At 49.9% G+C, this 9,049-nt stretch carries 12 protein-coding genes and 1 pseudogene; 12 read left to right on the forward strand and 1 reads right to left on the reverse strand.

Annotated features, from left to right (window positions below):
* The first annotated feature begins 161 nt into the window (after positions 1-161).
* Genes C7M51_RS04885 through lysC form a run of 5 tightly spaced genes read left to right on the forward strand, consistent with a single transcriptional unit; the run spans position 162 to position 1,744 of the window.
* A complete protein-coding gene (locus tag C7M51_RS04885) occupies positions 162-551 on the forward strand; it encodes a putative holin (protein ID WP_160620754.1) in 390 nt (129 codons plus the stop codon).
* On the forward strand, positions 541-816 hold the full coding sequence (locus C7M51_RS04890; RefSeq protein ID WP_160623571.1) for a phage holin family protein: 276 nt from the start codon (positions 541-543) through the stop codon (positions 814-816). The genes C7M51_RS04885 and C7M51_RS04890 overlap by 11 nt, the downstream gene beginning before the upstream one ends.
* Before the next feature lie 4 nt (positions 817-820).
* Complete coding sequence (locus C7M51_RS04895; RefSeq protein ID WP_160620755.1) at positions 821-1,210, forward strand: M15 family metallopeptidase; 390 nt, start codon at positions 821-823, stop codon at positions 1,208-1,210.
* Positions 1,207-1,596 carry a hypothetical protein gene (locus tag C7M51_RS04900; RefSeq protein ID WP_160620756.1) on the forward strand — a complete coding sequence of 130 codons (390 nt, stop codon included), beginning with the start codon at positions 1,207-1,209 and terminating at the stop codon, positions 1,594-1,596. The genes C7M51_RS04895 and C7M51_RS04900 overlap by 4 nt, the downstream gene beginning before the upstream one ends.
* Positions 1,577-1,744, forward strand: coding sequence for an Rz1-like lysis system protein LysC (gene lysC, locus C7M51_RS22710; RefSeq protein WP_425280995.1), 168 nt, complete (start codon positions 1,577-1,579; stop codon positions 1,742-1,744). Before C7M51_RS04900 ends, lysC begins: the two co-directional genes overlap by 20 nt.
* An 11-nt stretch (positions 1,745-1,755) precedes the next feature.
* Here lysC and C7M51_RS04905 read toward each other — a convergent pair whose 3' ends face one another.
* Positions 1,756-2,115: a hypothetical protein gene (locus C7M51_RS04905; RefSeq protein WP_160620757.1), complete on the reverse strand. Its 360-nt coding sequence runs from the start codon at positions 2,113-2,115 to the stop codon at positions 1,756-1,758.
* A 166-nt stretch (positions 2,116-2,281) separates the two neighbouring features.
* Between C7M51_RS04905 and C7M51_RS04910 the strand changes: the two are divergent.
* From C7M51_RS04910 to C7M51_RS04940, 7 genes and pseudogenes are all read left to right on the forward strand, one after another.
* Positions 2,282-2,593, forward strand: a pseudogene (locus C7M51_RS04910) (ParB/Srx family N-terminal domain-containing protein); the annotation flags it as partial.
* A gap of 85 nt (positions 2,594-2,678) precedes the next feature.
* Positions 2,679-3,719: a terminase small subunit gene (locus tag C7M51_RS04915; RefSeq protein WP_160620759.1), complete on the forward strand. Its 1,041-nt coding sequence runs from the start codon at positions 2,679-2,681 to the stop codon at positions 3,717-3,719.
* Positions 3,649-5,037 (forward strand): PBSX family phage terminase large subunit, encoded by a 1,389-nt coding sequence (locus C7M51_RS04920; RefSeq protein WP_160620760.1) that lies wholly within the window; start codon positions 3,649-3,651, stop codon positions 5,035-5,037. Before C7M51_RS04915 ends, C7M51_RS04920 begins: the two co-directional genes overlap by 71 nt.
* 2 nt (positions 5,038-5,039) lie before the next feature.
* Positions 5,040-6,563, forward strand: a complete 1,524-nt coding sequence (locus C7M51_RS04925; RefSeq protein WP_160620761.1) for a phage portal protein — start codon at positions 5,040-5,042, stop codon at positions 6,561-6,563.
* Entirely contained in the window at positions 6,553-7,266 is a 714-nt protein-coding gene (locus C7M51_RS04930) for a phage head morphogenesis protein (RefSeq protein WP_160620762.1), read from the forward strand. The genes C7M51_RS04925 and C7M51_RS04930 overlap by 11 nt, the downstream gene beginning before the upstream one ends.
* The gene (locus tag C7M51_RS04935; protein ID WP_160620763.1) at positions 7,263-8,552 is read left to right on the forward strand and encodes a DUF2213 domain-containing protein; all 1,290 of its coding nucleotides are present in this window, start codon (positions 7,263-7,265) and stop codon (positions 8,550-8,552) included. Before C7M51_RS04930 ends, C7M51_RS04935 begins: the two co-directional genes overlap by 4 nt.
* The gene (locus tag C7M51_RS04940; protein ID WP_160620764.1) at positions 8,552-9,049 is read left to right on the forward strand and encodes a structural cement protein Gp24; all 498 of its coding nucleotides are present in this window, start codon (positions 8,552-8,554) and stop codon (positions 9,047-9,049) included. Before C7M51_RS04935 ends, C7M51_RS04940 begins: the two co-directional genes overlap by 1 nt.

The raw sequence follows: 9,049 nt of genomic DNA on the forward strand, positions 1-9,049 counted from the left end.
TAGTGGGAGATTAATACTCTCAACACTGAACGAATACACAACCCGCCAAAATGAGCGGGTTTTTTTGTTTCCGAAATACCACTTTAGCCCTGGCAGATGCCGGGGCTTTTTCACATCTAGCGCCCGGCGTTCTGCTCTGAGGCGAACAAAGGAGAAGAATAATGCCGGAACCGTTAACCACGGGCACTAGTGCGGCGACCTACATGATCGGCGGTATCACTATCGCGAGTTTATTCGCTGGTGGTGATACAGGAGTGATCATCGGTGCATTTTCGGGCGCAGTCATTTATGTCTTGTCGGCGTCTGATTTGTCTATCTGGCAACGCCTGCTGTCGTTTCTTGCCTCGTTCCTTATCGGGGGACAGACGGCGGGGTTTGTGACCGATGTTATCAACTATGTGACACCAGAAGTTATTCATGCGGAGCGCCCTCTGGGGGCTGTGGTTGCCTCGGCTATTGCTGTGCGCGTGTTCATGTATATCAGCAAACAGTCAGAGAATCCGGGGCAGTGGTTTAAAAAGCTGCGAGGGGGTGGCGGTGATGGTCAATGAAATCATTCTCATTGTTAATGCGCTGGCCTGCGCGGTAATTGCGTTGCGCCTGATGACATTTCGCCGGTTAGGTGGGACACACCGTCCCCTCGCCGCGTGGTGCGCCTATTTCCTGATCATTGCTTCCGCATCGGTACCTATCCGCATTATGACCGGCGAGTACGTTTGTGCTGACTGGTCAGAGACATTTATCAATCTGGCATTCTGTGCTGCCGTTCTCGCTGCTCGTGGAAACGTCATGCGTTTTGCCAAACCATTAAGGTGATCCCATGTCTGGTTATAAATTCAGCAAACGCAGTGAAAATAATCTGGTTGGTGTAAATGCTGACCTGGTGAAAATAGTACGTTTCGCTCTTGAATTATCCACTGTTGATTTTGGTATCACAGAGGGGGTACGCAGCAAGGATCGTCAAAAGCAACTACTGGCAGAAGGGAAAAGTCAGACGATGAACAGTCGGCATCTGACCGGACATGCTGTGGATGTGGTGGCGTATCTTGGCAGTCAGATTAGCTGGGAGTGGAAATACTACGAGCAGATCGCCACGGCCTTTAAAAGGGCAGCGGCTGAACTCAACATTCCTATTGAGTGGGGCGGTGACTGGAAAACCCTGAAAGATGGCCCTCACTTCCAATTACCACACCGAGATTACCCGGCATGATCTGGCTGATTAAAAACTGGCGTATAGCTCTCAGTGGTGCAGCACTTATTTTAATTGTCGGTATGGCGGTAACGATAAGGTTTCAGTCTGCTGATAAGCGGATATTGGAGCGTGAAAAACAAACGCTGGTCAGTGAACGGGACGAGGCTATCGCGGTATTCAAAAACTATGCTGCTACCACGCAATTATTTAGCGAAGTTTCCAGGGACGTACGTTATGAAAAACAACAAGTTGAGCAGGAGAGTGAAACTCGCGTGGTTTACATTCGTGAAGCGGTTCGGAGGGATTCATGTGCTGATCAGCTTGTTCCTGTTGCCGCTGCTAATGCTCTCCGGGTGCACGCAGATAAAATACGTTCCGTTGCCGATGGTGCCGATCCCCACTGAACTGATGGCGGACAGCATACCGCCATCACCGCCACAGCCATTTAACTGGCGGGCCAGCCTGGAATGGAATGAACAACTGCTAAATACTATCGGTCAATGCAACCTGGATAAGTCCGGCATAAGGAAGATAGAAGCATTACGCCGGTAGACCATCCCATATCAATTATTGTTTATATACTCGCACGCAATGGGCTTCAGATGCGGTAATTCAATCGGGCTTATAACGTAAGTATTGCCATTATTTTCTTGTTTAAAGACGAAACCGCAGTGAAAGCATCCTTCATAGGGAAACCACAATACGTATGGTTCGTGACGGAAATCACCCTCCCAGCCCACCTTTTTGGCAAGTTCTTTCGCTGATTCCCAAGATGCCAGGAATTGGGTTAACCGACCATACGCTTTAGGGTTGTCTTGATCTGAATCACACTCGGAATTTTCAACCAAGCGAGAAACAGTTTCATTCACTGTATTTAACATATCCCAATCATAATCAATCGGATAGATACTATATGCATGCATATTAAAATACTCCCTCACGCCGTAGTTCCATTTTTATTCAGGAAGGTGGGCGACCACCGGTAGTTGTAGCTACCGGCAGTCATTCATACCCACAAGCTGTCATGATGAGTACGAACCAAGGCCCACTTGCTTGTACAAGCCGGGTCATAGTATTGGATCAACCCACATGACCAAAGCAAAAAATCAATCAACCCTTGCGATTGTTTATAAATCGCTCAACTCACTGATTGCCTATGCCAGAAATGCCCGGACGCACTCCGATGAACAGGTGAGCCAGATTGTCGCCAGTATCAATGAGTACGGCTGGACGAATCCGGTGCTGATTGACGAGAACGAAGAAGTGATCGCCGGTCATGGCAGGTTGCTGGCCGCCGAGCAGCTTTTTGTTGATGAAGTGCCAACCATCACCCTGTACGGGCTAAGTGAACAGCAGAAAAAAGCATATCGCCTGGCTGACAACAAGTTACCGTTATACGCGGCGCGTTATACAAGCGGGCCAGAAACGGTGACATACAGGCTTACAGCGAATTGCTGAGGCGGGAGAAACAACAGGACAGTGATTGATGAGCAAGCCGGATGAGAAAGCAATCGAGCGTGATTTCTGTGCTGGTGTGCTTTCCCTCCAGGCTGTGGCGGATAAGTACGGAATCACGATAAAAGCCCTGCGCTATATGGCCGGTAAAAAAGGCTGGATAAGGGCAAAAGGGGCAGGGACAAAAGCGGGGCAAAAAAACGGGGCAAAAAAAGTTATGCCCCAAAAAAAATCAGCCCCAAAACAATCACAGAATACGGATGAACGGTCACCTAAAGATGAGCAAATTTCAACCGCTGGAATAATGCACCATGATGATATCGATCTGGCGCTGGATCCTGATGAGTTCGGGTTAACCGAGAAAGAGGCGCTCTTTGCCTGGGGTTGTGTCAAGACCAATAGCAGGATAGGGGGATACCGATTTGCCGGTTACAGCGACAACAAAAAAACGGCCTATGTTGAAGCGAGTCGTCTGTATAGAAAACCCAATATTGCCCGCGCTATCCGCGAACTAAAAAACCGGATAAGAAAGCGCTACACCGCTGACCTGGATGAAATTGTCGATCAGTTAGTGGCGATTACTAAAGCCGACCCTAACGCGCTGACGCAATATCGCCGTCTTAACTGTCGTTACTGCTGGGGTGAGAACCACCTGTATCAGTGGCGTGATATTCAGGAATTTGACCGTGCGGCTGAAAAAAACATGAAGGATGGAAAGGCCGAACCAGAGTATGGCGGGCTGGGTTTCATTGAGAATGCTGACCCTAACCCTGATTGTCCAAGGTGCTACGGCGAAGGTAGCGGCGATATTTTTATTTCTGACACACGCGATCTTGATGGGCCAGATCGTCAATTCCTGCTTGGCGTGAAGCAAACCAAGAACGGTATAGAAGTGATCACAGAAGATAAAAAAGCGGCGCGGCAAATGCTTATTCAGTTGATCACAAAACTTGATTTGAATAACCAGGACGACAACACCCCGAAAGGGATGGGAGATTTTTATGCCGACCTTGGAAAAACCAAGCCTCAATCCGGCACTGAGGCCGTTCTGGACGACGAAAGCGAGGAATAAGGTTCTTTACGGTGGTCGCACGTCTTCTAAATCCTGGGACGCTGCCGGGTTCGCTATATTCCTTGCGGATAATTACCGTCTGCGTTTTCTGTGTACCCGTCAGATCCAGAATAAAATTGAAGAATCGGTTTATGCGCTGCTGAAAATTCAGATAGAGCGTTTTGGTTTACGCCATCGCTTTCGCGTTCTGGAAAATAAAATCGTCAACCGATTCACTGGCAGTGAGTTTATTTTCTATGGCTTATGGCGACATATCAGTGAAATAAAATCCCTGGAATCGGTAGATGTCCTCTGGAATGAAGAGGCCCACGCTATGACGCCTGCACAATGGGAGGTGTTAGAGCCAACCATTCGTAAAGAGGGTTCAGAATGCTGGTTTATTTTTAACCCTGGACTGGTGACTGATTTTGTCTGGCGTAATTTTGTAGTTAATCCACCGGAAGACACTCTGGTACGGAAAATAAATTTCGACGAAAACCCGTTTCTCAGTGAAACGATTAAAAAGATTATCGCCGCAGCTAAAGCGCGTGATGAAGATGCCTTTGAACATGTGTATCTCGGTGTGCCGCGTATGGATGATGATGCGGCGGTGATCAAACTGTCGTGGATTGAGGCCGCGATTGACGCGCACAATGTGCTGGGCTTCGCGCCAGCCGGTAAGCACCGTGTTGGCTTCGATATTGCTGATGATGGTGCTGATAAGTGTGCCAACGTGTACGCGCATGGTTCAGTGGCATTGTGGGCTGATGAGTGGAAAGGGAAGGAAGACGAATTATTAAAAAGCTGCTCCAGAACCTGGCAGGTGGCGAGAAATCACGATGCGGAAATTACTTACGATAGCATTGGTGTTGGTGCCAGTGCCGGAGCAAAGTTTGCTGAGTTGAATACTGAGCATAAAGCGAAAGTTATTTATCATAAATTTAACGCTGGTGATGCGGTGCATGAACCGGATCGTGAGTATCAGCCAAAGATAAAGAACAAAGATTTTTTTTCTAATTTGAAAGCGCAATCTTGGTGGTTGGTGGCTGACCGTTTCCGCAATACTTACAATGCGGTGAATGCAGTTAAGCGGGGCGAGAAAGGCGAAAGATTTACTGATGATGAATTGATCAGTATTTCCTCTGGTTGCCCTTTTCTTGAGCAGCTTAAATTTGAGTTGTCAACGCCAAAGCGTGATTTTGATAATAACGGACGTGTGAAGGTAGAAAGCAAAAAAGATTTGGCGAAGCGTGATGTGCCATCTCCGAATATTGCCGATGCCTTTATAGAAGCGTTTGCGCCAGTGAAGCGTGGCGGATTCTTTACAACCAAGAGGTAACTATGTGGCCGTTTAAGAGGCGTAAAAATCAGGTAGCGCCGGTTAAACGGTCGGCGTTCACTACTCAGCTTTACCCCGCACTGGCGCGTTCGGAGGGATTTAACGGTCTGGACTTACCACAACCTGTTATTAGCGGTGTGGCGATGGACTCCATCGATGGTTCCGTGCCTGCATTCAAAGGTGGGAATGTTTATGGTGTTCCCGAAGCGCAGGCCATGTGGTATGCCAGCCAGGGCTTTATCGGCAACAATATGTGCGCGGTGATAGCCAAACACTGGCTGGTGGATAAGGCGTGTAACATGCCTGCGCGCGATGCTATCCGGCAGGGCTATGACATCGACTGTGATAAGCGTCTGAAAGACTTTATGACCAACCGCAGGCAAAAATTGTACATCAATGCGGCTATGCGCGAGTTAGTGCATTTTGGTCGTGTATTTGGTGGTCGTCTGGCGTTGTTTGTCGTTGAAACTTCAAACCCCAAAGAGTGGTATGAAAACCCCTTTAACATCGATGGCGTGGTCAGAGGTAGTTACAAGGGTATCAAGCAGATCGACCCACAATGGGTGACGCCTGAACTGACGGAGGCCAATCTGCAAGATCCGGCAGGACTGGATTTTTACGAACCCACGTATTACGTGATCGCCGGTCGTCGGTACCATAAATCGCACTTTGTTAAGTTCGTGCCTTTTCCGGTATCGAATGTTCTCAAGCCAACCTACAACTATTTTGGCGTATCCGTGCCTGAGCGCATCTACGAGCGCGTTTACGCCTCAGAACGTACAGCTAACGAATCCCCTGAACTGGCGATGACCAAGCGTTTGTTGACGATGGGTATCAGCGATCTTGAAAGCGCAGATAAAGCGACCGTCAGCGAGAATATGTCCTATTTCATTGAAATGCGTGACAACTACGGCGTTCACGTTACCGGCAGTACCGATACCGTGCAGCAGTTTGATACCTCACTGGCCGATCTCGATGCCACCATTATGACGCAATATCAACTGGTCGCGGCGGGTGCGAATGTTCCGGCCACAAAACTTCTTGGCACTACACCGAAAGGCTTTAACGCCACGGGGGAGTATGAGGAAGCCAGCTATCGCGAGGAACTGGAGAGCATTCAGTCGAATGACCTGGAGGAAATGCTTCAGCGTCACTTTGAGTTACGCCTGAAAAATACCGGAATTGCAGCCGATGAGTTCAGTATCAACTGGAAACCGCTTGATAGCCCGACCGCAGCAGAATATGCCGATATTGAACTGAAGCAGGCACAAACAGCCTCTGCATATGCTACAGCCGGAGCCATTGACGGCTACGACATTCGTAAAAAGCTGGCGGCGGATAAAGAGTCGAGTTACTACGGGCTGGATATGACCGATGAAGAAGAAAATCAGATTCCGGGAAAAACGGGCGCGATGGGCGGCATCCCGACAGGCGGTAATGAAGGGGAAACCGCTGGCTTATCCAGCCGCCCCGGCAACACGCTACAGCCAGGCTATGTCGCAACTGGTGCGCCAGATGATAGCTGACTATCAGGCAACCTTTACCCAACTGAATGACGACTTTGTGCCGGTTGGTATGGATGCCAGCGTTGCCAGCCAGACCCGTATCTGGCTGAACCGCCTGAAACGTAAATGGGACGGTATTTTCAACAAAAAAGCGGCAGAAATAGCGGATAAGTTTATTTCCCAAACCGATCTGGCCGCGCAACGCAACCTGGGCGATTCACTAAAAACGCTATCCGGGGGGCTGACAATAAAAACGCCTGATATGCCGGGTGAGATGAAAGAGCGTCTAACTGCTGCCACCGCAGAGAACGTCGCGCTGATTAAAACCATTCCTGAACAGTTTCATCGCAGGATTGAAAGCGCTGCGCTGCGATCCGTCAGCCACCCAGGAGAGGGAGCCAAAACCCTTCTCGATGAAATCAGGCAAACCGGCACAGTGACAGAAAAACGGGCGCAGTTTATCGCTGTGGATCAGAGCCGGAAAATCACCACAGCATCTAACTATGAGCGGATGAAATCAGCCGGTATCCGTAAAGCGGTCTGGCATCACTCAGCCGGTAGCGCCGAACCCAGGGAACTGCATCTCAGGTTAGACGGCCAGACGTTCGATCTGGATAACCCCCCTGTTATTGATGAAAAAACCGGTCAGCGTGGCCTACCCGGTACGTTGCCCAACTGCAAATGTTTCTGGACGCCGGTTGTGGATTTTGGTGACACCTCATGAACGAAACTAAACGAACGTATGACCTCAATGGCTGGCTGGAAGTAAAAGACAACCCCATCTCAAAAGTTGGGGTTTTTGATTATCTGGGGGCTGAAATTAATGCTCCTGACCCCAGCCGTATCTATCGTGTCTATCGACCAGAGGAGGAGCTACGTAGCGAAGAAACGATTAACTCTTTCCGGCTGATGCCCTTCATTGATGAGCACGAAATGCTGGGTAAAGACGCCACCCCTGCTGAGAAAAAAGGGATACAGGGCGTCATTGGTGAAAATATCTGGTTCGATTACCCCTACTTACGGGGAAACATCAAAATTCTCTCCAACTCCGCACTGAGCAATATCAGCAGCGGAAAAATAGATTTATCCCCCGGATATCGATGCCGCTATGACTTCACCCCTGGCAATTTCAACGGCCAGCCCTATGACGCTGTTCAGCGGCATATCAGAGCAAACCACCTTGCACTGGTGGACGAGGGGCGAACCGGCCCCGATGTCTCCGTGCAGGATCACGTTATAACCATAGATACCAAGGAACTCATTCGCATGAATCCAGATGATGACAAAAACAAGCCCACAACTGATGACGGTGGTTTTACCCCCGAACAGGTTGAGCAAATCAAACAGATTGTTGTGGCAGCGCTGGCGGCGGGTAAGCCAACTACGGACGATCCCGATCCTACTGCACCCGCAGACCCTGCTGACCCCGTTGATCCGGCAGCAGCAGCCGAAGGGGCAGCAGCGGCAGAAGAAGGTGCGGAGGCGGCGGTAGAAGCGGCTGAGGCGGCATCGGAGGCAGCAGAAACCGGGGAGCCTACCGCTATCGAAAATGCTGAAACGGCTATCGAGTCGGCAGAATCGGCTATCGAGGAGGCGAAAGAGCATCTCGACCAGGCGACTACTGACAGTCTCAGCCGTCGGCTTAAACGCCTGCGCAGAAGTATTGGCACGGTTGACACCATCGCCGCGCTGAAACGCAAGGTGGCAAAGCTGGAGAAAAATAAACCGACAATGGATACCGGTGCATTGCTGAAACAAATCGGTGCCCGTGATGAACTGGCGCGTAAGTTAACGCCATTCGTTGGTGTGTTCGATCATGCGCCCATGACTGCGCAGCAGGTCGCAGAATATGGCGTTGAAAAGCTGAGTATCCAGTGTGGTAAAGGCACTGAGGCTATCGCGCTTGATGCGTGGATGCAGGGGCGAGTACCGGATTCCCAAAAGCCGTCTGTTGCGATGGATAAGGCCGTCAGCAACCAGTCAATTTTAGATAAATGGGGCGATAAATAATGGCAATCCCGAAATCTGTAGCAAACGGCATGATCTCCGGCGTAGTCGGTGAAGTCAGCCACTTTGGCCCACTTCGCGCCACCAGTGCCGTTCTGGACTCAGCCGACGAAAAAAAGAATCTGTTTGGTCTGGCCTATACCTACAAAGACGACAGTGTTGAGTCTGTGCAGCCAGGCGGTAATGGGGCGTTTGCGGGGATCATGATTAACCCGAAAGCGTATCGTATTGAGACCGAATATGCCCGCAACGGAACTCAGGGTGAGTTTCTCACAATGGGTGAATTAAACGTACAGCTTGAAGAGTCAGGCACGGTTAATGCGCCGGTCATTTTTAGCGAGACAGACGGAAAACTATCGGTCAAAGAAAAACCAGCGACGGGTGACCGCGTGATCGGTTTTGTCTCACGCCATTTGCCTTCTGCTGAAACACCTAACTTGTGTGTATTACGTCTGACCGAGATCCCTTACCCAACCCCTGCACCAACTGGAGATGCCTGA

The sequence above is a fragment of the Mixta intestinalis genome (assembly GCF_009914055.1).
Lineage (GTDB): Bacteria > Pseudomonadota > Gammaproteobacteria > Enterobacterales > Enterobacteriaceae > Mixta > Mixta intestinalis.

What these genes read in the sequence shown, in the direction of transcription:
- C7M51_RS04885 (WP_160620754.1), top strand. Translation starts at nt 162, where the DNA reads ATGCCGGAACCGTTAACCACGGGCACTAGTGCGGCGACCTACATGATC.
- C7M51_RS04925 (WP_160620761.1), top strand. Translation starts at nt 5,040, where the DNA reads ATGTGGCCGTTTAAGAGGCGTAAAAATCAGGTAGCGCCGGTTAAACGG.
- C7M51_RS04935 (WP_160620763.1), top strand. Translation starts at nt 7,263, where the DNA reads ATGAACGAAACTAAACGAACGTATGACCTCAATGGCTGGCTGGAAGTA.
- C7M51_RS04900 (WP_160620756.1), top strand. Translation starts at nt 1,207, where the DNA reads ATGATCTGGCTGATTAAAAACTGGCGTATAGCTCTCAGTGGTGCAGCA.
- C7M51_RS04920 (WP_160620760.1), top strand. Translation starts at nt 3,649, where the DNA reads ATGCCGACCTTGGAAAAACCAAGCCTCAATCCGGCACTGAGGCCGTTC.
- C7M51_RS04890 (WP_160623571.1), top strand. Translation starts at nt 541, where the DNA reads ATGGTCAATGAAATCATTCTCATTGTTAATGCGCTGGCCTGCGCGGTA.
- lysC (WP_425280995.1), top strand. Translation starts at nt 1,577, where the DNA reads ATGGTGCCGATCCCCACTGAACTGATGGCGGACAGCATACCGCCATCA.
- C7M51_RS04915 (WP_160620759.1), top strand. Translation starts at nt 2,679, where the DNA reads ATGAGCAAGCCGGATGAGAAAGCAATCGAGCGTGATTTCTGTGCTGGT.
- C7M51_RS04905 (WP_160620757.1), bottom strand. Translation starts at nt 2,115, where the DNA reads ATGCATGCATATAGTATCTATCCGATTGATTATGATTGGGATATGTTA.
- C7M51_RS04940 (WP_160620764.1), top strand. Translation starts at nt 8,552, where the DNA reads ATGGCAATCCCGAAATCTGTAGCAAACGGCATGATCTCCGGCGTAGTC.
- C7M51_RS04930 (WP_160620762.1), top strand. Translation starts at nt 6,553, where the DNA reads ATGATAGCTGACTATCAGGCAACCTTTACCCAACTGAATGACGACTTT.
- C7M51_RS04895 (WP_160620755.1), top strand. Translation starts at nt 821, where the DNA reads ATGTCTGGTTATAAATTCAGCAAACGCAGTGAAAATAATCTGGTTGGT.